General features: G+C 71.0%; 17 protein-coding genes, 1 pseudogene and 2 riboswitches. Of the genes and pseudogenes, 7 read left to right on the forward strand and 11 right to left on the reverse strand.

The features are described 5' to 3' along the window. The first annotated feature begins 12 nt into the window (after window positions 1–12). A complete protein-coding gene (locus tag IM725_RS10120) occupies window positions 13–1215 on the forward strand; it encodes a YihY family inner membrane protein (RefSeq protein WP_193780464.1) in 1203 nt (400 codons plus the stop codon). Between the two features lie 15 nt (window positions 1216–1230). Here the strand turns inward: IM725_RS10120 and IM725_RS10125 are convergent, their stop codons facing one another. Further along, complete coding sequence (locus IM725_RS10125) at window positions 1231–2052, reverse strand: alpha/beta fold hydrolase (protein ID WP_193780465.1); 822 nt, start codon at window positions 2050–2052, stop codon at window positions 1231–1233. Window positions 2053–2054: 2 nt separating this feature from the next. Then, on the reverse strand, window positions 2055–3353 hold the full coding sequence (locus IM725_RS10130; protein ID WP_193780466.1) for an O-acetylhomoserine aminocarboxypropyltransferase: 1299 nt from the start codon (window positions 3351–3353) through the stop codon (window positions 2055–2057). Window positions 3354–3450: 97 nt separating this feature from the next. Here IM725_RS10130 and IM725_RS10135 point away from each other — a divergent pair, with 97 nt between their 5' ends. The 6 genes and pseudogenes from IM725_RS10135 to IM725_RS10160 all read left to right on the forward strand — a co-directional run bounded on the left by IM725_RS10135 (window position 3451) and on the right by IM725_RS10160 (window position 8051). Further along, complete coding sequence (locus IM725_RS10135; RefSeq protein ID WP_193780467.1) at window positions 3451–3912, forward strand: CBS domain-containing protein; 462 nt, start codon at window positions 3451–3453, stop codon at window positions 3910–3912. A 43-nt stretch (window positions 3913–3955) separates the two neighbouring features. Beyond that, window positions 3956–5062 carry a chorismate synthase gene (gene aroC / locus IM725_RS10140; RefSeq protein WP_193780468.1) on the forward strand — a complete coding sequence of 369 codons (1107 nt, stop codon included), beginning with the start codon at window positions 3956–3958 and terminating at the stop codon, window positions 5060–5062. 74 nt (window positions 5063–5136) lie between these two features. Further along, the gene (locus IM725_RS10145) at window positions 5137–5322 is read left to right on the forward strand and encodes a DUF3606 domain-containing protein (protein WP_193780469.1); all 186 of its coding nucleotides are present in this window, start codon (window positions 5137–5139) and stop codon (window positions 5320–5322) included. Between the two features lie 73 nt (window positions 5323–5395). Continuing rightward, complete coding sequence (locus IM725_RS10150) at window positions 5396–6415, forward strand: SDR family oxidoreductase (protein ID WP_193780470.1); 1020 nt, start codon at window positions 5396–5398, stop codon at window positions 6413–6415. A 28-nt stretch (window positions 6416–6443) separates the two neighbouring features. Then, window positions 6444–7092, forward strand: a pseudogene (locus IM725_RS10155) (DsbA family oxidoreductase). Window positions 7093–7280: 188 nt separating this feature from the next. Beyond that, on the forward strand, window positions 7281–8051 hold the full coding sequence (locus tag IM725_RS10160) for a sensor histidine kinase (RefSeq protein ID WP_193780471.1): 771 nt from the start codon (window positions 7281–7283) through the stop codon (window positions 8049–8051). On the opposite strand, the gene gcvP is transcribed toward IM725_RS10160, so the two are convergent. The 9 genes from gcvP to IM725_RS10205 form a co-directional block, all read right to left on the reverse strand. Next, window positions 8042–10951: an aminomethyl-transferring glycine dehydrogenase gene (gene gcvP, locus IM725_RS10165; protein WP_193780472.1), complete on the reverse strand. Its 2910-nt coding sequence runs from the start codon at window positions 10949–10951 to the stop codon at window positions 8042–8044. The two genes, IM725_RS10160 and gcvP, sit on opposite strands and share 10 nt — an antisense overlap. Before the next feature lie 65 nt (window positions 10952–11016). Continuing rightward, on the reverse strand, window positions 11017–11391 hold the full coding sequence (gene gcvH / locus IM725_RS10170) for a glycine cleavage system protein GcvH (protein ID WP_193780473.1): 375 nt from the start codon (window positions 11389–11391) through the stop codon (window positions 11017–11019). Between the two features lie 29 nt (window positions 11392–11420). Continuing rightward, on the reverse strand, window positions 11421–12584 hold the full coding sequence (gene gcvT, locus IM725_RS10175) for a glycine cleavage system aminomethyltransferase GcvT (RefSeq protein WP_193780474.1): 1164 nt from the start codon (window positions 12582–12584) through the stop codon (window positions 11421–11423). Window positions 12585–12599: 15 nt separating this feature from the next. Beyond that, a riboswitch (glycine riboswitch) is annotated at window positions 12600–12705 on the reverse strand. Between the two features lie 21 nt (window positions 12706–12726). Next, window positions 12727–12800: riboswitch (glycine riboswitch) on the reverse strand. A gap of 808 nt (window positions 12801–13608) precedes the next feature. Then, window positions 13609–14481, reverse strand: a complete 873-nt coding sequence (gene accD / locus IM725_RS10180; protein ID WP_193780475.1) for an acetyl-CoA carboxylase, carboxyltransferase subunit beta — start codon at window positions 14479–14481, stop codon at window positions 13609–13611. A 31-nt stretch (window positions 14482–14512) separates the two neighbouring features. Beyond that, window positions 14513–15322: a tryptophan synthase subunit alpha gene (trpA, locus tag IM725_RS10185; RefSeq protein WP_193780476.1), complete on the reverse strand. Its 810-nt coding sequence runs from the start codon at window positions 15320–15322 to the stop codon at window positions 14513–14515. Continuing rightward, window positions 15319–16584 carry a tryptophan synthase subunit beta gene (gene trpB / locus IM725_RS10190; protein ID WP_193780477.1) on the reverse strand — a complete coding sequence of 422 codons (1266 nt, stop codon included), beginning with the start codon at window positions 16582–16584 and terminating at the stop codon, window positions 15319–15321. The genes trpA and trpB overlap by 4 nt, the downstream gene beginning before the upstream one ends. A gap of 4 nt (window positions 16585–16588) precedes the next feature. Further along, window positions 16589–17269 carry a phosphoribosylanthranilate isomerase gene (locus IM725_RS10195; RefSeq protein ID WP_193780478.1) on the reverse strand — a complete coding sequence of 227 codons (681 nt, stop codon included), beginning with the start codon at window positions 17267–17269 and terminating at the stop codon, window positions 16589–16591. Beyond that, window positions 17266–18048 carry a tRNA pseudouridine(38-40) synthase TruA gene (gene truA / locus IM725_RS10200; RefSeq protein ID WP_193780479.1) on the reverse strand — a complete coding sequence of 261 codons (783 nt, stop codon included), beginning with the start codon at window positions 18046–18048 and terminating at the stop codon, window positions 17266–17268. The genes IM725_RS10195 and truA overlap by 4 nt, the downstream gene beginning before the upstream one ends. A gap of 22 nt (window positions 18049–18070) precedes the next feature. After that, window positions 18071–20318: FimV/HubP family polar landmark protein (locus IM725_RS10205; protein ID WP_193780480.1), on the reverse strand; the 2248-nt coding region annotated here is incomplete at its 5' end.

A 20318-nucleotide genomic window follows, 5' to 3' on the forward strand; every position in this document is an offset into this window, starting at 1 on the left:
TCATAGCGGCCGATGAACCTGCCCGAGCTCGCCGGCCGCCTTCGCCGCTTTCCCTGGAAGGCCACCGCGCTGACGCTGCTCGAGCGTTTCCGCGAGGACAGGCTGGGCCTGACGGCCAGCAGCCTGACCTTCACCACCACCATGGCGCTGGTGCCCTTCTTCACCGTGGCGCTGGCGGTGTTCACCGCCTTCCCCATGTTCAGCCAGATGCAGAACGCCCTGCAGGCCTGGCTGGTGCAGAGCCTGGTGCCGGATTCGATCGCCCGCCAGGTGCTGGGCTACCTGACCCAGTTCGCCGGCAAGGCCAGCCGCCTGGGGGCGGTGGGCGTGGCCGTGCTGTTCGTCACCGCGCTGGCCCTGGTGCTCACCATCGACCGCACGCTCAACGGCATCTGGCGGGTGCGCACGCCACGCCCGCTGGGCCAGCGCGTGCTGGTGTACTGGGCCGTGATGACGCTGGGCCCGCTGTTCCTGGGCGCCTCGCTCAGCCTCACGCTGTGGGTGCTGACGGCGTCCAAGGGCCTGTTCCGGGCCGTGCCGGGCGGCCTTCAGCTGCTGTTCGACCTGATCGAATTCGGTCTGCTGGCCGCCGGCATGATGGCGCTCTACCGCTGGGTGCCCAACACGGCGGTGCGGCGCGAGCACGCCTGGGCGGGCGGGCTGTTCGCCGCGGTGGGCTTCGAGGTGGCCCGCCGGGTGCTGGCCTTCTACCTGTCCAAGGTGCCCACCTATTCGGCGGTGTATGGCGCCTTCGCGACCCTGCCCATCCTGCTGCTGTGGATCTACATCGCCTGGCTGATCGTGCTGTTCGGCGCCGTGGTCGCGGCCTACCTGCCCAGCATCGTCGAAGGCACGCACCGCCGCGGCCGCGTGCCGGGCTGGCACTTCCAGCTGGCGCTGGAGGTGCTGCGGGCGCTGCGCGACGCGCGCGGCGGCGAAGCGCGTGGCCTCACCATGCAGGGGCTGGCGCGGCGGCTGCGCGTGGACCCGCTGCAGCTGGAGCCGGTGCTGGAGACGCTGGTGGACCTGGACTGGGCCGGCCGCCTGAACGAGGCGCAGGACGAGGAGCACACCCGCTACGTGCTGCTGGCCGAGCCCGCCGCGACGCCGCTCGCGCCGCTGGCGGCACGCCTGCTGCTGGAGCGCTCCGAGGGCACGGCCCCGCTGTGGAGCGCGGGGCCGCTGGACAGGCTGCGGCTGGCGGACGCGCTGTAACGCGGCCGCCAGCCTTCAGCCCTTGGCGAGGAAGTCGCGTAGGGTGAACAGCGTGGGGTCCGGCGACTCGGTCATCTGGTGGTGGCCCACGGGCACGTGCGCGACCTCGACACGCGTGCCCGAAGCCCGGGCCCGGGCGATCAGCGATTGCGCCGCCTTGGGCGGCGTCATCTGGTCCGTGTCGCCCAGCAGGAAGAGCACCGGGCAGCGCACGGCGGCCATGGCCTCTTCCCCGTGGGCGTAGCTGTCGCAGGCCTTGAAACCGCGGTGGAAGAGGTTGACCCTCGGGTTGCTCGCCAGCACGCGGCGGCCCAGCGCCAGGCTGGCGCCGTAGACCCAGGTGCCCGGCCCCAGCGCCGAGGGTGGCGGCGCCAGCGTGCTGCGTGAGAACACGTTGATCATGCGAAGCGCCTTCTCGGGCTGGTGCAGCGAAGCCTCCAGCAGGGCGGCCGAGACCTTCATCGGGTAGGCCGTGCCCACCAGCACCAGGTGCGTGATGCGCGCCTGCAGCCGCGCCGCGGCCTCCAGCGCGATCAGCGAGCCCCAGCTATGGCCGACCAGCGCCGCGCGCTGCAGCCCCGCCGCGTCCAGCAGGGCGGCGATGAAGTCCGCCGCCTCCTCGACGCTGGACGGCGGCTCGCCGCCGCTGCGGCAGTGGCCGGGCAGGTCCACCGCCAGCACGTTCCAGCCGTGGTTGGCGAGGTAGCGGCTCTGCAGGATCCAGACGCTGTGGTCGTTCAGCACGCCGTGGATGAAGACCACCGTGGGCTTGGCCGGATCGAAGGCCTTGCCGCCCGTGTAGCAGTAGGCCCGGTGGCCGTTGACGGTGAGTTCCATGCTCAGCTCGCTTTCTCGGCCGCCTTGAGCGCGCGCTGCAGGTCGTCGATCAGGTCGTCCGCGTCCTCCAGGCCGATGGACAGGCGGATGGTGCCCGGGCCGATGCCCGCGCCCGCCAGGGCCTCGTCGCTCATGCGGAAGTGGGTGGTGCTGGCCGGGTGGATCACCAGCGAGCGGCAATCGCCCACGTTGGCCAGGTGGCTGAACACCTTCAGGGTCTCGATGAAGCGCTTGCCCTGCTCGCGGTGGCCCTTGATGTCGAAGGAGAACACCGAACCCGCGCCGCGCGGCAGCAGCTTTTTCGCCAGTTCGTGGCTGGGGTGCGAGGGCAGCATGGGATGGCGCACCTGTTGCACGAACGGGTGCGCGGCCAGGAACTCCACCACCTTGCGCGTGTTGGCCATGTGCCGCTCCATGCGCAGCGGCAGCGTCTCGATGCCCTGCAGGATCAGCCATGCGGTGTGCGGGCTCATGCAGGCGCCGAAGTCGCGCAGGCCCTCGCGCCGCGCGCGCAGCAGGAAGGCGCCCACCGTGGACTCTTCGCTGAACACCATGTTGTGGAAGCCATCGTAGGGCTGTGTCAGCTCGGCGAAGCGGCCCGAGGCCTCCCAGTCGAAGCTGCCGCCGTCGACCACGATGCCGCCGATCACGGTGCCGTGGCCGGAGAGGAACTTGGTGGCCGAGTGGTACACCAGGTTGGCGCCCAGCGAGAGCGGCTGCATCAGCCAGGGCGGCGTGAAGGTGCTGTCCACCAGCAGGGGCAGGCCGGCCTCGTGCGCGATGGCGGAGACGGTGGGGATGTCCAGCACGTCCAGGCCGGGGTTGCCCACGGTCTCGCCGAACAGCAGCTTGGTCTCGGGCCGTATCGCGGCGCGCCAGCCCTCGATGTCGCCCGGCTTGACGAAGGTCGTCTCGATGCCGAAGCGCCGCAGCGTGTAGTGCAGCAGATTCTGCGAGCCGCCGTACAGCGCCGTGCTGGCGACGATGTGCGAGCCCGCGCCCATCAGCGTCGCGATGGACAGGTGCAGCGCGGCCTGGCCGCTGGCGGTGGCGATGGCGCCTATGCCGCCCTCGAGCGCGGCCACGCGCTGCTCCAGCACCGCGGTGGTCGGGTTGCTGATGCGCGAATAGACGTGCCCGGAACGCTCCAGGTTGAACAGCGCGGCCGCGTGGTCGCTTGACTCGAAGACGAAGGAGGTCGTCAGGTGGATGGGAACGGCGCGGGCGCCGGTGGCGGGGTCGGGCGCGGCGCCGGCGTGCAGCGCCAGGGTGTCGAAGCCGGGGTCTGAATATCCGGGCATTGCGGGCTGTCTCCTCGGGAAGGGTCCTCTATGGAACTGCCCCGGATTGTGGGCTATATTGGCCGCAAGGGGAGCCGTGAGCTTCCGAGGAGACACCATGAAAGTCAGCGACATCCTTCGCGTCAAGGGCAACACGCTCTACACCGTCCAGCCCGAGGAGCCGCTCTCGCGCGCGATCGAGATCATGGCCGAGAAGGACATCGGCTCGCTGGTCGTGATGGAGCACGGCGACCTGGTGGGCATGCTCACCTTCCGCGAAGTGATCGTGCAGATCGTCAAGAACGGCGGCGCCGTCGGCAACACCGTGATCCGCACCGCGATGGACGACCACCCGCTGACCTGCACCTCCGAGACCGAGCTCGACGAGGTGCGCCGCATGATGCTGGAGCGCCATGCGCGTTACATGCCGGTGATGGACAGGCGCATGCTCATGGGCGTGATCAGCTTCTACGACGTCGCCAAGACCGTGGTGGACAGCCAGAACTTCGAGAACCGCATGCTCAAGGCCTACATCCGCGACTGGCCTTCGGCCGGCGACGAGGTCCAGCCCACGCTGTAGGGCAGGCCGGGGTGCCGGCCGGCCCTCTGGGATAATCCACCCCATGAGCGGCAACACCTTCGGCACCCTGTTCGCGGTCACCAATTTCGGCGAGTCCCACGGGCCGGCGATCGGCTGCGTGATCGACGGCTGCCCGCCCGGCATGGCGCTGTCCGAGGCCGACATCCAGCCCGACCTGGACCGCCGCCGCCCCGGCACCAGCCGCCACGTCACGCAGCGCCAGGAGCCCGACCAGGTCGAGATCCTGTCCGGCGTGTACGAGGGCCGCACCACGGGCACGCCCATCGCCCTGCTGATCCGCAACACCGACCAGCGCAGCAAGGACTACGGCGACATCCTGCAGACCTTCAGGCCCGGCCACGCCGACTACACCTACCTGCAGAAGTACGGCCTGCGCGACCCGCGCGGCGGCGGCCGCTCCTCGGCCCGGCTGACGGCACCCATGGTCGCGGCCGGCGCGGTGGCCAAGAAATGGCTGGCCCAGGCGTACGGCACCGTGCTGCGCGGCTGCATGCAGCAGGTGGGCGAGGTGAGCATCCCCTTCGAATCCTGGGACCACGTCGCGCACAACCCCTTCTTCGCGCCGGTGGCCGACACCGCGCACCTGGAGGCCTACATGGACTCGCTGCGCAAGGCCGGCGACTCCTGCGGCGCGCGCATCCGCGTCACCGCGCAGAACGTGCCGGTGGGCCTGGGCGAGCCGCTGTTCGACAAGCTGGACGCGGACATCGCCTGGGCCATGATGGGCATCAATGCGGTGAAGGGCGTGGAGATCGGCGCCGGCTTCGCCAGCGTCGCGCAACGCGGGTCCACGCACGGCGATTCGCTCAGCCCGCAGGGATTTCGCAGCAACAACGCCGGCGGCGTGCTGGGCGGCATCAGCACCGGCCAGGACATCGAGGTGTCCATCGCGATCAAGCCCACCAGTTCCATCCTCACGCCGCGCGAGAGCGTGGACATGCAGGGGCGAAGCACCGAGGTCGTGACCAAGGGCCGCCACGACCCCTGCGTGGGCATTCGTGCGACGCCCATTGCCGAGGCCATGCTGGCCCTGGTGCTCATCGAGCATGTGCTGCGCCACCGTGCGCAGAACGCGGACGTGCGCGCGCCCATGGCCGCGATCGCCGGCAGCGCGGCCGCGGCCGGCTGAGCAGGCGCGCTGCGCGACCACGGGAACTGCGGCGCCCGGGCTCGGGTCTGACCTGGCACACAAGGAGATGCCGCATGGAGCAGCCCGACATGATTCCGCAATCCTCTCTGATCGACCTGACCCGGCAGACCGACGTGGCCTTCTGGTGCCGCGTGTTCGACCTCGACATGGCCGAACTGCGCGACGCCGTGCACCACGCTGGCCATGAAGTGGCCGAGGTGCGCCGCTGGCTGGAGCGGCATCCGCCGGCGCGGCACTGAGGCCGCCACGCGCCGCCCTCCGACACGCCAGGGCCGGCGGCGCGCCCATAGTGCCCCTTTTCAGGAGCACCTTATGGATGAGAAACCCTCCGCGAAGGCCCCGTCGCGCGGCCCGGAGACTGGCGGCGGCTCGGCCACCGGCGAGCGCCAGCGCGAGATCCAGCGCGAGCAGGACCGCAAGGACGCCGGCCAGGCCGGCCAGAAGCCCGGCGCGGAGGGCGCCCCACCGCAGGCCGGTGCGCGCCAGCAGCCCACCCGCATGCCGGCCCAGCACGTGGCCAAGCCGGGTCATGAATCCGAACTCGAACTCGCGCCGCGCTTCGAGGCGCCCGGCTATCTGGGCAGCCGCAAGCTCGAGGGCATGACGGCGATCATCACCGGCGGCGACTCCGGCATAGGCCGTGCCGTCGCGGTGCTGTTCGCACGCGAGGGCGCCGACGTCGCCATCGTCTACCTGGAATCGCACGAGGACGCGCAGGAAACGCAGCGCTGGGTCGAAGGCGAGGGCCAGCGTTGCCTGCTGATCGCGGGCGACGTCCGCGACTCGGGCTTCTGCAAAGACGCGGTGCAACGCACGGTGGAAGCCTTCGGCAAGCTGGACATCCTGGTCAACAACGCGGCCTTCCAGGAGCACGCCCAGTCCATCGAGGATGTCACCGACGAGCGGCTGGAGGAGACCTTCCGCACCAACATCTTCGGCTACTTCTACATGGCGCGCGCCGCGGTGCCGCACATGAAGGCCGGGGCGTCCATCATCAACACCGGCTCGGTGACCGGGCTGGAGGGCAGCGCGCGCCTGCTGGACTATTCCTCCACCAAGGGCGCGATCCATGCGTTCACGATGTCGCTGGCCAGCAGCTTGCTGGACAAGGGCATACGCGTCAACGCGGTCGCGCCCGGCCCGGTGTGGACGCCGCTGAACCCGGCGGACAGCCCGGCCGCCCAGGTGGAGAAGTTCGGCCAGGACACCGACTTCAAGCGCCCCGCGCAGCCGGAAGAGCTTTCCCCCGCCTACGTCTTCCTGGCCTCGCCGGTGTGCGCGGGCTACATCAACGGCATCGTGCTCCCGGTCACCGGGTCGGTGGGCAACTGAGGCGGCGCCGCAAGGGTATAAAGCGCGGATGACCAAGACCGTCAAAGTCGATTTCGTCTCCGACATCGCCTGCCCCTGGTGCGCCATCGGGCTGGCCTCGTTCGAGCGTGCCCTGGCCCAGGTGCAGGGCGAGGTGGAGGTGCAGCTGCACTTCGAGCCCTTCGAGCTCAACCCGGACATGCCGCCCGGCGGCGAGGACGTGCATCGGCCGCAAGTACGGCCGCACGCCCGACCAGGTGCGCGAGGCGCAGCGCATGATCCGCGAGCGTGGCGAGGCCGTGGGCTTCGCCTTCAGCCCGCAGGGTCGCGACCGCATCTGGAACACCTTCAACGCGCACCGCCTGCTGTACTGGGCCGGCGAGCAGGGCGCGGCGCAGCAGCTGGCGCTGAAGAAGGCCCTGCTGCAGGCCTACCACGGCGAGGGCCGCAGCACGGAAGACAAGGCGGTGCTGCTGGCGGCGGTGGAACAGGCCGGCCTGGACACCGCGCGTGCGGGCGAGATCCTGGCGGGTGAGGAGTTTGCCGGCGAGGTCAAGGCCCGCGAGCGTCGTTTCCAGCAGCTCGGCATCTCGGCCGTGCCCTCCGTCATCCTGAACGACAAGTACCTGGTGCAGGGCGGCCAGCCGCCCGAGCTGTTCCAGCAGGCCCTGCAGCAGGCCGCCGCCGAAGCGGCCTGAGCACCTGGGCCTGAGCGCCCGCCACGCCGGCTGACGCTGCCGGCCCGCTTCGTGGAAGCGCCGGGGGATGACGTGCCTTGGCGCGCCGTCCTACAGCCGCAACCTGTTGCGGCTGGACACAATCGGCAACGACGGCCCGGCAGGACCGGTGCGGGTGCCGCACCTCGGCCGGCCCACAGGAGCATGCCATGAGCCGCATGGGCGAGACCTACGAGGCGCTGCCCGACGCCACCGGCGACGAGGCCCACGCCCTGCGCGCGGCCCTGGCTGCGCGCGACGAACTGCTGGCGGTGGTGGCGCACGAACTGCGCGCGCCCCTGGGCGCGATCGTGGGCTGGGCCCACCTGCTGCGCGACTGCGCCAACGAGCAGGATTTCGAGCGTGGGCTGGAAGTCATCGAGCAGGCCGCCCAGGTGCAGGCCCGCCTGATCGAGGACCTGCTGGACATGGGGCGCGTGAGCTCGGGCAACCTGCGCCTGGACCGCCAGCGCGTGCATCCCCGCGACGTGGTGGATGCGGCGGTGGATGCGGCCCGCCCCGACGCCGCCTCACGCCACATCGCCCTGCGCAGCCGCTTCGACGTGGGCGTGGGCCCGGTGCTGGGCGACGCCACGCGGCTGCAGCAGGTGGTCGCCAACCTGCTGCAGAACGCGCTGAAGTTCACGCCCGAGAACGGCGAGGTGGTGGTGGCGGTGGGCCACGAGGGGCCCCATGCCGTGATCCGCGTCTGCGACAACGGCCCCGGCATCCCGGCGCCGCTGCTCGCCCAGGTGTTCGAGCCCTGGCGCCAGGGCTTCGCTGCCCAGGGCCAGGGGCTGGGCCTGGGCCTGGCCATCGCCCGCACCCTGGTGCAGATGCACGGCGGCAGCATTCGCGCCGACAGCGCCGGCGAAGGCCGCGGCGCCTGCTTCACCGTCCGGCTGCCCCTGGCCCTGGACGGCGGCGACGCTCAGGCGTAGGCCGAGACCGGCACGCAGCTGCAGAACAGGTTGCGATCGCCGTAGACGTTGTCCACCCGGCCCACGGGCGGCCAGTACTTGGCGTGGCGGCGCTCGTCCAGCACCGCCGCGCCGGCTTCGCGCGGGTAGGCATGCGACCACCCATCCGTCATCAGCGAGGCCGCCGTGTGCGGCGCGTGCTTGAGCGGGTTGTCGTCCTGCGGCCACTCGCCGCGCTCCACGCGCCGGATCTCCTCGCGGATGGCGATCATGGCGGCGATGAAGCGGTCGATCTCCTCCAGCGTCTCGCTTTCGGTCGGCTCGACCATCAGCGTGCCCGCCACCGGGAAGCTGAGCGTGGGCGCGTGGAAGCCGTAGTCGATCAGGCGCTTGGCCACGTCCTCGGCCGTCACGCCGCTGGTCTCCTTGAGCGGGCGCAGGTCCAGGATGCACTCGTGCGCCACGTGGCCGTTGCCGCTGGCGTACAGCGTGGGGTAATGGTCGCGCAGGCGGGCGCTGATGTAGTTGGCCGAAAGGATGGCCACCTCGGTGGCCTGGCGCAGCCCTTCGGCGCCCATCATGCGGCAGTACATCCAGCTGATCGGCAGCACCGCGGCGTTGCCCAGGGGGGCCGCCGAGACGGCGCCCACCGCGTGCCCGGTCCTGCCGCCCGTGGCATGGCCGGGCAGGAAAGGCACCAGGTCCTCCACCACGCACACCGGCCCGACGCCGGGGCCGCCGCCGCCGTGCGGGATGCAGAAGGTCTTGTGCAGGTTCAGGTGGCTGACGTCGCCGCCGAATTCACCCGGCGCCGCCACGCCCACCAGCGCGTTCATGTTGGCGCCGTCCACGTACACCCGGCCGCCGTGGCGGTGCACGATCTCGCACAGCGCCTTCACCTGGGTCTCGAACACGCCGTGCGTGCTGGGGTAGGTGATCATCACGGCGGCGAGCTTGTCCGAATGGGCCTGGCACTTGGCTTCCAGGTCGGCCAGGTCCACGTTGCCCATCTCGTCGCAGGCCGTCACCACCACCTGCATGCCCACCATCTGGGCGCTGGCGGGGTTGGTGCCGTGCGCGGAGGAGGGGATCAGGCAGACCTTGCGGTGGCCCTCGCCCCGGCTCTCGTGCCAGGCCTTGATCGCCAGCAGGCCGGCGTACTCGCCCTGCGAGCCCGCATTGGGCTGCAGGCTCACGCCCGCATAGCCGGTGGCTTCGCACAGCCAGGCGCGCAGCTGGCGGTCCAGCTCGGCGTAGCCGGCCAGCTGCTCGGGCGGCGCGAAGGGGTGCACGTCGGCGAACCCGGGCCAGGTGATGGGGATCATCTCGCTGGTGGCGTTCAGCTTCATGGTGCAGCTGCCCAGCGGGATCATGCTGCGGTCCAGCGCCAGGTCCTTGTCGGACAGCGCGCGGATGTAGCGCAGCATGCCGGTCTCGGAGTGGTGGCTGTTGAACACCGGGTGCGTGAGGAACTCGCTGCTGCGGCGCAGCTCGGCGGGGATGCGGGGCTCGATGCCTTTCTCGAAGCGCTCGAAGCCGGGCAGGGCCTGGCCTTCGGCCGCGAACACGCGCCACAGCGCCTCGATGTCGGCGCGGGTGCTGGTCTCGTCCAGGCTGATGCCGACGCAGCGGCCGTTCGCCCAGTGCATGCGGCGCAGGTTCATGCCCGCGGCCTGCGCGCGCAGGTGCACCGCGTCCGCCGCCTCGGCGCTGCCCAGGTCCAGCGTGAGGGTGTCGAAGGCGGTGTCGTGCAGGCGCTTCACGCCCAGCTGTTCCAGGCCGGCGGCGAGCACCGCGGTATAGGCCGCCACGCGCTGCGCGATGCGGCGCAGCCCCTGCGGCCCGTGGTAGACCGCGTACATGCTGGCGACCACGGCAGGCAGGACCTGCGCGGTGCAGATGTTGGACGTCGCCTTCTCGCGGCGGATGTGCTGCTCGCGGGTCTGCAGCGCGAGGCGGTAGGCCGGGTTGCCGTGGCTGTCCACGCTCACGCCCACCAGCCGGCCGGGCATGGAGCGCTTGTACTCATCGCGGCAGGCCATGTAGGCCGCGTGCGGGCCGCCCGCGCCCATGGGCATGCCGAAGCGCTGCGTGGTGCCCACCACGATGTCGGCGCCCATCTCGCCCGGGGTCTTCAGCAGCACCAGGGCCAGCAGGTCGGCCGCCAGGATGAAGGCGGCCTGCTTCGCATGGATCGCCTTCGCGGACTCGGTCCAGTCGGCCAGCCAGCCGCTGGTGCCCGGGTACTGGTTCAGGGCGGCGAAGTAGTCGTCGCCCTGGATGGCCTCGATCCACTCCTCGGACGAGCGGATCACCTTCACCGTGATGCCCAGCGGCGCGGCGCGGGTGTGGATCACCTCGATGGTCTGCGGGTGGCACTCGCCCGAGACGATGAAGGTGTTGCCCTTGGCCTTCACGCTGCGCCGGGCCAGCGTCATGGCCTCGGCCGCGGCGGTGGCCTCGTCCAGCATGGAGGCGTTCGCGATGGGCATGCCGGTCAGGTCGCACACCAGGGTCTGGAAGTTCACCAGCGCTTCCATCCGGCCCTGGCTGATCTCGGCCTGGTAGGGCGTGTAGGCGGTGTACCAGGCCGGGTTCTCCAGGATGTTGCGCAGGATGACCTTGGGCGTGTGGGTGCCGTGGTAGCCCTGGCCGATGAAGCTGCGCAGCACGCGGTTGCGCGAGGCGATGGCCTGCAATTCCTCGAGCGCTGCGGCCTCCCCCACCGCGGGCGGCAGCTTCATCTCGCTGGCGCGGGCGATGGAGCGCGGCACGATGCCTTCGATCAGCGCGCGGCGCGAGGCCTCGCCGATCACCGACAGCATGCGGGCCTCGTCGGCCTCGGAGATGCCGATGTGGCGCGGGATGAATTCCGTGGGGTTCTCGAGCTCGCCAAGGGGGCGGGCGGCTTGCATCAGCATGGTGTGGTTCTCTCCGTCATCGCGGGCGTGCCCGCAACCCTGTGGCCCGGTGGGCCGCTTTGTCCTCAGCTGTTCTGGCTGAACTTGGCGTAGTCGGGCTCGTCCATGAGCACGTCGAATTGCGCCATGTCCTTGATCAGGATCTTGAAGAACCAGCCGCGGCCCATGGGGTCGCTGTTGGCCAGCGAGGGGTCCGCGCGCAGTTCCTCGTTCACCTCGGTCACTTCACCCGCGATGGGCATGTACACGTCGGCCGCGGCCTTGACCGATTCCACCACCCCGGCCACCTCACCCTGGGTGTAGCTGCGGCCCACCTCGGGCAGGTCGACGAAGACGACGTCGCCCAGGGCATCCTGCGCGTGCAGCGTGATGCCGACGACGGCGGCCTCGTGGTCCTCGAGCTGGATCCACTCGTGCTCCTGGGTGTACTTCACGGTCATGGGGTGTTCTCCTGTGGGTGGGAAAGGGGTCAGCCGCGCCAGTAGCGGTGCGGCACGAAGGGCATCTTGACGACTTCCATGGGCACGGGCTTGCCGCGCACGATGGCGTCCACGCGGCTGCCCGGCGCGGCATGGGCGCTGGCCACGAAAGCCATGGCGATGGGGCGGTCGATGGTGGGGGCCAGCAGGCCGCTGGTGACTTCGCCCACGCGCTGGCCGCCCAGCTGCAGTTCGGTGTGCTCGCGCACGGGCACGCGCTCCAGTGCGACCAGGCCGACGAGCTTGCGTTCCACGGGCAGGCTGCCGTCGAGCTGGCCCAGCACGCGCTGCGCGCCGGGGAAGCCGCCGGCGCGCTCGCCGCCGGTGCGCCGCACCTTCTGCATCGCCCAGTTCAGCCCCGCCTCGACCGGCGTGGTGGTGGTGTCTACGTCGTTGCCGTACAGGCACAGGCCGGCTTCCAGGCGCAGCGAATTGCGCGCGCCCAGGCCGATGGGCTGCACTTCGGGCTGCACCAGGAGCGCGCGGGCCAGGGTTTCGGCGTGGTCGGCGTGGACCGAGATCTCGAAGCCGTCCTCGCCGGTGTAGCCGCTGCGCGTGATGTACAGGTCCGCGCCCTGCCAGTCGAATGCGCTGCCCGTCATGAACACCAGGCCCGTGACGCCGGGCACCAGGCGCGAGAGCGCGGCCACGGCCTGGGGACCTTGCAGGGCGAGCAGGGCGCGCTCGGGCATGGGGACCACCTGGCAGCGGCGGCCGATGGCCTTCTGGATGTGGGCGATGTCGCCCACCTTGCAGGCGCCGTTGACGATGACGAAGAGGTCGTCGCCGCGGTTGACCATCATCAGGTCGTCGATGATGGTGCCCTCAGGCGTGAGCAGCAGGCCGTAGCGCTGCCTGCCGGGCGCGAGGCCCTGCACGTCCACAGGCACCAGGGTCTCGAACGCCGCGGCGGCGTCGGGCCCCACGAGGCGCAGCTGCCCCATGTGCGAGACGTCGAACAGGCCCGCGGCCTGGCGCGTGTGGCGGTGTTCGGCCATCAGGCCGGTGGGGTACTGCACGGGCATGGAATACCCCGCGAAGGGCACCATGCGGGCACCGAGTTCGAGGTGCAGGCCGTGCAGTGGCGTGCGTTGGAGGTTGTCTTCGGGGCTGGCGGACAAGCGGCTCTCCGGGCAGGGGGCGGGCGAAACCATCGTACACACGATGGGACGGCCCCGGCTGTCCGCTTTACCTGAGAGATTCACCCGTTACGGGTTTGCTCCTTCGGTGGACCGGCTGCCGCGAGGGCGCCGGTCTCTCTCCAGCTGGGAGGACGCCCCGCGATGGAGGCGCTTGCCAGTCCTTTTGCCTGAGCGTTCGGCTGTGCGCCTGCGCCTTCGGCGGCTCCCTCGGGGGGAACTCTCTCCTGGTGCCGGGATTGTAACCATGCGGCGGCGGCGTGAACTCATCTTTGGCTTTGAGCCTTCGAGTGCGCCCTGCGCTGTGTCTCTTGCACATCCTCCGTGGTGTCCGCATGCGCCGGGCTGCGGGGCAGTTGTCGCGTCGGGTTTCATGCCTGCGTGACCTCAGGCCCACCCGGCCCCGGCAGCCCTGTGCCGCGCCGACTGTGGCGGTCGGCACTTCGTGTCCGACTTCCCCTGCGATGCTCGGTCCAGGCCCCGCGGCGTAACTCGCTACGCGCCCGCCTGCGGCGACCGCTTCGCTCAGACAGACGCCGCAAGTCAGAGGACGAAGGGCCTGGCCCTGCGCTTCTCGGGCGCCCCACACGGCGCGGCACAGGGCAGCCGTGGCCGGGTGGGCCCAGCACATGTGGGCGCGCAGCCGTGGAGCGCCAGCGTCAATTCATGCTCGGGTGATGCGGACGCTCCACGGCGGCGCGCCCAGATGGTCTTCTCGCCCCGCTGGCCGGCCTGTGGCGGGGGCGATTTGTGACGCGGCTGGAATTTGCGGCCTGGGGTCGGGAGCGCGGTCCGCAGGTCCGCGCGTCGTCTCATGCTCACGGCGCCTGTTTGAGCGAAGCGGTGGCGCAGCCAGCGCGTAGCGAGTTGCGCCGTGCCGGCCCCAGGCCGCAAATTCCAGCGGAGTCCGCGCAGCGGACCGCGGCAGTATGAGCCCCCGTCACAGGCCGGCCAGCGGGGCGAGCGCGAGGTCGAAGAGCGCAGCGCGACGCCAGCCAAACCAGGCCGGCAAGCGCCAGGTCTCAGCGGAGAAACGCGCTTACTCGACCGCGTCCGCCGGCTGACGCTGGAGCATCGCCAGCGCGTGTGCCACCGTCTTGCGCAGTTCGCGGCGGTCGCAGATGAAATCGACCGCACCCTTTTGCTGCAGGAACTCGGCGCGCTGGAAGCCTTCCGGCAGCGTCACGCGCACGGTGGACTCGATCACGCGCGGGCCGGCGAAGCCGATCAGCGCCTTGGGTTCGGCGATCACGATGTCGCCCATGAAGGCGAAGCCCGCGCTCACGCCACCCATGGTCGGGTCGGTCAGCACGCTGATGTAGGGCAGGCCCTTCTTGGCCAGCCGCGTCAGTGCGGAGTTGGTCTTCGCCATTTGCATCAGCGACAGCAGGCCCTCCTGCATGCGCGCGCCGCCGGTGGCGGTGAAGCACACGAAGGGCACCTTCTGCTCCACGGCCGTCTCCACGCCGCGGGCGAAGCGCTCGCCCACCACGCTGCCCATGGAGCCGCCCATGAAGTCGAATTCGAAGGCCGCGGCCACCAGCGGCAGGCTGTGCACCGCGCCGCCCATCACGATCAGCGCGTCGGTCTCGCCGGTGTTCTCCAGGGCTTCCTTCAAGCGCTCGGGGTAGCGGCGGCTGTCCTTGAACTTCAGCGGGTCCACCGGCAGCACTTCCTGCCCGATCTCGTAGCGGCCCTCGGCATCCAGGAAGCCGTCCAGCCGCGCCCGCGCACCGATGCGGTGATGGTGGCCGCAGCTGGGGCAGACGTTCTGGTTCTGCTCCAGGTCTGTCTTGTAGAGCACGTTCTCGCAGCTGGGGCACTTGATCCACAGGCCCTCGGGCACCTGGCGCCGGTCGGCCGGGTCGGTCTGCTGGATTTTGGGAGGCAGGAGTTTTTCGAGCCAGCTCATCGGAGGGTCCTCAGGCGAAAGCAGGGAGGGATTATGCGTCCAGCGCCGCGCGGATCTCGCGCAGGAAGCCGGACACCGCGGGCACCACGCCGTCGCGCGGCTGGTCCTCCACGATCTGGATGATGCGCGTGCCGATCACCACCGCGTCAGCCACCCGGCCCACCGCACGAGCGCTCCCCGCGTCGCGGATGCCGAAGCCCACGCCCACCGGGATCTTCACGTGCTCGCGGATGCGCGGCAGCATGGCTTCCACCGCGCCGGTGTCCAGGTGCCCGGCGCCCGTCACGCCCTTGAGCGACACGTAGTACACATAGCCGCTGGCCACGCGGGCCACCTGCGCCATGCGCTGCGGTGTGCTGGTGGGCGCCAGCAGGAAGATCAGGTCCAGGCCCGCCGCCTTGAGCTTGGCCGCGAAGGCCTCGCACTCCTCGGGCGGGTAGTCCACGATCAGCAGCCCGTCCACGCCGGCCGAGGCCGCGTCGCGCACGAAGGCGTCGGCGCCGTGCTGCAGGTCGTAGCGCTCGACGGGGTTGGCATAGCCCATGAGCACCACGGGCGTGTCCTTGTCGGTCTCGCGGAAGCGCCGAACCATGCCCAGCACCTCGCGCATGCCCACGCCCAGGGCCAGCGCACGCTCGCCGGCGCGCTGGATCACGGGGCCGTCGGCCATGGGGTCGGAGAAGGGCACGCCGAGTTCAATCACGTCGGCGCCCGCGGCGACCATGCCGTGCATCAGCTCGGGCGTGAGGTCGGCGTAGGGGAAGCCGGCGGTGATGTAGGGGATCAGTGCCTTGCGCTTCTGCGCAGCCAGCTTGGAGAAGGTGGTGGCAATGCGGCTCATCGCGGCATCTCCACGCGCACTTCGCCCTTGACGCTCTGGCCACGGCAGCTGGGGCGGCAGTAGAAGTCGGCCTTGGACAGGTCGGCCACGGTGCCTATGTCCTTGTCGCCGCGCCCGGAGAGGTTGACCAGGATGGTCTGCTCCGGCTTCATGGTCCTGGCCAGCTTCATCGCATAGGCGATCGCGTGGCTGGACTCCAGCGCCGGGATGATGCCCTCGGTGCGGCACAGGTAGTGGAAGGCCTCAAGCGCCTCGCCGTCGGTGATGCCCACGTACTCCGCACGGCCGCTGTCCTTGAGCCAGGCGTGCTCGGGGCCCACGCCGGGGTAGTCCAGGCCGGCGCTCACGCTGTGCGTCTCGGTGATCTGGCCGTTCGCGTCCTGCAGGATGTAGGTGCGGTTGCCGTGCAGCACGCCCGGGCTGCCGCGCTGCAGCGAGGCCGAGTGCTTGCCGCTCTCCAGGCCTTCGCCCGCCGCTTCCACGCCGATGAGGCGCGTCGCCTCGTAGTTGATGTACGGGTGGAAGATGCCCATGGCGTTGCTGCCGCCGCCTACGCAGGCCACCACCACGTCGGGCTGGCGGCCGCCGGTCATCTCGGGCATCTGCTCCAGGCACTCCTTGCCGATCACGCTCTGGAAGTCGCGCACCATCATGGGGTAGGGGTGCGGGCCGGCCACCGTGCCGATGATGTAGAAGGTGTTCTCCACGTTGGTGACCCAGTCGCGCATGGCCTCGTTCAGCGCGTCCTTGAGGGTGCGGCTGCCCGATTCCACCGGCACCACCTTCGCGCCCAGAAGGTTCATCCGGTAGACGTTGGGGCTCTGGCGCTTCACGTCCTCCGAGCCCATGTACACCACGCACTCCAGGCCGTAGCGGGCGCAGATGGTGGCGGTGGCCACGCCGTGCTGGCCGGCGCCGGTCTCGGCGATCACGCGCGGCTTGCCCATGCGGCGGGCCAACAGGGCCTGCCCGATCACATTGTTGATCTTGTGCGCGCCGGTGTGGTTCAGGTCCTCGCGCTTGAGGTAGATCTGCGCGCCGCCCGCCTCGCGGCTCATGCGGGCCGCGTGGTAGATCGGGGAGGGGCGGCCGACGAAGTGCTTGAGCTCGTAGTGGAACTCGGCCAGGAAAGCCTCGTCGTGCTGGTACTTCGCGTACGCATCGCGCAACTCGCCGATGGCGTGGGTGAGCGTTTCGGAGACGAAGCTGCCGCCATAAATGCCGAAGTGGCCCGTGGCGTCGGGCTGGGAGTACGAAATCATGGGTTCAGGCCCTCTGGAGCCCATCGGCGGCCTGCACGGCCGCGATGAAGCGATGGATCTTGCCGGGGTCCTTGATGCCCTTGGCGGACTCGACCCCGGAACTCACGTCAACGGCCAGCGACAGGCATCGCGGCCGCAAGGCGCGAATGCCATCGCCCACATTTGCAGGTGTCAACCCACCAGACAAGACGAGGTGAGCGGCGACGCTTGGAGGAAGACGTGACCAATCGAAGGTTTTTCCGCTCCCGCCGTATCCCTCGACGTGCGCGTCGAGCAGGATGGCGCGAGCCATGGGGTAATCCCCCGCGAATTTTACCAAGTCGAAGGCCGGCCCCGCCAGGGGGATGCGCGCCACCTTGAGGAAGGGGATGCGGCCGCCGTCGGTTGAGTCCGCGCACTGACGGGGCGTCTCGTCGCCATGGAACTGGGCCATGGACCCGGGGATGGCCTCTAGCGCGGCCCGGGCGGCCGCAGGATCCTCGTCGACGAAGAGCAGGACGGGCGTGACCCAGGGGGGCAGGCGCCGGGCCAGCTCGGCCGCGCGGACCGGCGTCACCGCGCGCGGGCTGGGCGCGTAGAGCACGAAGCCCACGGCATCCACGCCCGCCGCGGCGGCGGCGTCCAGGTCCGCCTCACGCGTGAGGCCGCAGACCTTGATACGGGAGCGGGTCGGGGGTGCGGTCATGGCAGCCAATCATACGCAGGGGTCCGGCTGGGCAAGCCCCAGCGGTCCTCGTAGACCGGCCCCAGGAAGTACAGCCCGTCGGGCGAAAACGTGGGCGCCGCGGCGTCACGGCTGCGGGCGGACAGCACCTGCGCCATCCAGCCCGGCGGCTTCAGCCCCTGGCCCACCTGCAGCAGGCAGCCCATGAGGTTGCGGATCATGTGGTGCAGGAAGGCATCGGCCTCGAAATCGAAGCGCCAGTACCTGCCGCGGCGGCTGACCTCGATGCGGCGCAGGGTCTTCACCGGGCTGCGCGCCTGGCACTCGCTGGCCCGGAAGGAGCTGAAGTCGTGCTCGCCCAGCAGGTGCTGCGCGGCCGTGCGCATGGCCTCGCCGTCCAGGGGGCGGAACACCCAGCCGACGCGGCCGGCGTCCACGCTGGGCCGCACCGGCGACTCCAGCACCACGTAGGCGTAGCGGCGGCCGGTGGCGCTGGCGCGCGAGTGGAAGGCTTCGGGAACGGGCTGCGCCCACTCGACGGCAATGTCGGACGGCAGGAAGCGGTTGGTGCCGCGCACCCAGGAAAAATTCTCGCGGGCCAGCGGGGTGTCGAAGTGCACCACCTGCATCAGGCCGTGCACGCCGGAATCCGTGCGGCCGGCGCAGACGGTGGAGACAGGCTGGGCCGCGAACTGGGCGAGGGCGGCCTCGAGGTGGTCCTGCACGGTGCGGCCCGACGGCTGGCTCTGCCAGCCGTCGTAGGCACTGCCAAGGTAGCTGATGCCCAGGGCCATTCTCATGGCCCGCATCCTAGCGTGCGGATCAGCCGATCTCCGCCAGGAACTTCTGGGCCCGGCTCTTGAGCTCGCCCGAGGCTTCGGCAATCACCTCCTGGGCCAGGCTGCGGGCACCGTCGGGGTCGCCGATGGCGTTGAACTCCTGGGCCAGCGCCAGCTTGGTGGCCAGCGGATCGCCCGTGGACTCGTCGAAACCGCCCATGGACAGGCCCATGCTGTGCGGGCCCTCGTCCTCGGACGCCAGCTGGGTCGCGGCCGTCGAGGCCGGCGCGGACGCCGTGCTGCCGGGCAGGTCCAGCGAGAGTGCGCCCAGGTCGAACTCGATCATCCCGCCATCGGCGGCCGCGGCCGCCGGGGCTGCTGCGGCAGGCGCGCTGGGCGGCATGTCGAGGTCGAAGCTGAGCGCGTTGGCGTCCAGCGCCGGGGCCGCTTCCAGCGGGGCGGGCGGGGTGGCCGTCAGGGCAGCCGCCTCGGTGTGCATGTCCATGGGCTGGGTCAGCGGCGGCAGCTCGGGGACGGGCGTGTTGCCGAAGTCCATGTCCAGCGGGGCCACGGCTTCCGGGGCCTGCGCGACCAGGGCCTGGGTGCGCTCGGGCTCGGCGGCCACGGCCGGCGTGTCGTCGAGCGAGAAGTCCAGGTCCAGGTCGAGGTCGGGCGCGGGCGCCGCACTGCCGCCCGGCAGTTCGGAACGGGGCAGCGCCTGGGTGGCCATGCTGGGGGCCTCCGCCGCCAGCGCCGCCATGCCCACGCCGGCCGCCGCGGGCACGCCGCCGCGATAGAGCGCATTGGCCGGATCCAGGTCCTGGCCGAGTTCGCAGATGTGCTCCCACTCGGGGCCCTGGCCTTGCGTGAGCGCGTGGGCCTGGGCGGCCAGGGACTCGAAGGAGCGCGCGTCGCGCCGCTTGGCGTAGATCTCCAGCAGCTTGGCGTGGATCGCCACGCGCTGCGGGTTGCTGCGCAGGGCTTCCTTCAGGATCTCCTCGGCCTGCAGGTCGCGTCCGTAGGCGAGGTAGACGTCGGCTTCAGCCACCGGGTCCACGTCGCCGGCTGCGTCGAGCTGGCTGGGCGAGTACACCATGGAGGAGCCGGTGGGTGAACCGGTCTCGTTGGTGTCTATGCGCTGGCCGCCGCTGGCGCCGAAGAAGGAATCGGGCTGCAGGCGGCTTTCCAGGAAGGAGCTGTCGACCTGGGCCGACTTCTTGCGCTGGCGCAGCTTGTAGGCACCGAAGCCCAGCAGCACGGCCAGCAGGCCGCCCGCGCCGGCGGGCAGCATGGGGTTGTCGAGCAGGTCGTCGAGCAGGCTGGGCTCGGGGGCCGGCGGCGCGGGCTTGCGCACGGCCGGGGCAGGGGGCTTGGCCACCGAGGCCGCAGCCTGGGGCGCCGCTGCGGAGGCGGCCAGGGCGCTGGCCGGTGCCGAGGCGTCGGCGGAGGCCGTGGCTGCCGCGGGCGTTGCTGCAGAGGCCGGTGCGGAGGCCGCTGCCGCGACAGGTGCCGTGACCGAGGCGGCTTGCACCGCGGGCGCGGCGGCGGCGGGCGCGGAGGCGGCCGCCGTCACGGCCGGCTTCGCCACGCTGGCTGCGCCCACCGGCAGGGCCACGCCCTTGGCGGCGCTGGCCGCGCCGGCGGGGCCGCTGGGGCCGATCTTGGCCAGGTCGGAAATATTGCGGTTGAGCGCGGCCACTCGCTCGGACGCATCGCGGGCTGCGCGGTCGCGGGCGATCTTGTCCTCGGCGGCGTTGCCCTTGGCAGCGCCCTTGGAGAGCGTGAGCTTGTCCGGCGCAGCGGCGGCAGGACGCTTGTCCTCGACCTCGGCCGTGATCTTGCCGGAGGACTGGCGTTCGCCGCCCGCACTTCGGGCGGTGGTGGGCACCGCCTCGGCGAGGCGGCGGCGGAACTCGTTGAAATCGCGGCTCTGCGCGACCAGGGTGCGGCGCGCGTCGCCGGCGTCGACCTGGGCGGCTTGTTCCGCCGTCGGCATGTCGAGGATGGCGCCCGCACGCAGGCGGTTGATGTTGCCGCCCACGAAGGCATCCGGGTTGGCGCGCAGCATGGCCACCAGCATCTGGTCCAGCGAGACACCCTCGGGCTTGGCGGCCGCGGCGATCTTGCCGGCGGTGTCGCCTGCACGGGCGGTGACGGTGGTCCCGGTTCCGGCCGCCTTGGACGGCGCTGCCTTGGCCTCGGCGGCCGGGCCCGGGCCGGCCGGGCTGCGGCGCCCGGCAACGGCCGGGGCGGTGGCGGCCGGCGCGCGGGCCGGCGCCGGCGCCCCGGCC

The sequence above is a fragment of the Ramlibacter aquaticus genome, assembly GCF_015159745.1.
Taxonomy (GTDB): Bacteria; Pseudomonadota; Gammaproteobacteria; order Burkholderiales; family Burkholderiaceae_C; genus Ramlibacter; species Ramlibacter aquaticus.

Coding starts and splice junctions, on each gene's coding strand:
- IM725_RS10125 (WP_193780465.1), bottom strand. CDS start 2,052: ATGGAACTCACCGTCAACGGCCACCGGGCCTACTGCTACACGGGCGGC.
- IM725_RS10145 (WP_193780469.1), top strand. CDS start 5,137: ATGGAGCAGCCCGACATGATTCCGCAATCCTCTCTGATCGACCTGACC.
- IM725_RS10130 (WP_193780466.1), bottom strand. CDS start 3,353: ATGCCCGGATATTCAGACCCCGGCTTCGACACCCTGGCGCTGCACGCC.
- trpA (WP_193780476.1), bottom strand. CDS start 15,322: ATGAGCCGCATTGCCACCACCTTCTCCAAGCTGGCTGCGCAGAAGCGC.
- accD (WP_193780475.1), bottom strand. CDS start 14,481: ATGAGCTGGCTCGAAAAACTCCTGCCTCCCAAAATCCAGCAGACCGAC.
- IM725_RS10135 (WP_193780467.1), top strand. CDS start 3,451: ATGAAAGTCAGCGACATCCTTCGCGTCAAGGGCAACACGCTCTACACC.
- gcvH (WP_193780473.1), bottom strand. CDS start 11,391: ATGACCGTGAAGTACACCCAGGAGCACGAGTGGATCCAGCTCGAGGAC.
- truA (WP_193780479.1), bottom strand. CDS start 18,048: ATGAGAATGGCCCTGGGCATCAGCTACCTTGGCAGTGCCTACGACGGC.
- trpB (WP_193780477.1), bottom strand. CDS start 16,584: ATGATTTCGTACTCCCAGCCCGACGCCACGGGCCACTTCGGCATTTAT.
- IM725_RS10120 (WP_193780464.1), top strand. CDS start 13: ATGAACCTGCCCGAGCTCGCCGGCCGCCTTCGCCGCTTTCCCTGGAAG.
- gcvT (WP_193780474.1), bottom strand. CDS start 12,584: ATGGTTTCGCCCGCCCCCTGCCCGGAGAGCCGCTTGTCCGCCAGCCCC.
- IM725_RS10160 (WP_193780471.1), top strand. CDS start 7,281: ATGAGCCGCATGGGCGAGACCTACGAGGCGCTGCCCGACGCCACCGGC.
- IM725_RS10195 (WP_193780478.1), bottom strand. CDS start 17,269: ATGACCGCACCCCCGACCCGCTCCCGTATCAAGGTCTGCGGCCTCACG.
- IM725_RS10150 (WP_193780470.1), top strand. CDS start 5,396: ATGGATGAGAAACCCTCCGCGAAGGCCCCGTCGCGCGGCCCGGAGACT.
- aroC (WP_193780468.1), top strand. CDS start 3,956: ATGAGCGGCAACACCTTCGGCACCCTGTTCGCGGTCACCAATTTCGGC.
- gcvP (WP_193780472.1), bottom strand. CDS start 10,951: ATGCTGATGCAAGCCGCCCGCCCCCTTGGCGAGCTCGAGAACCCCACG.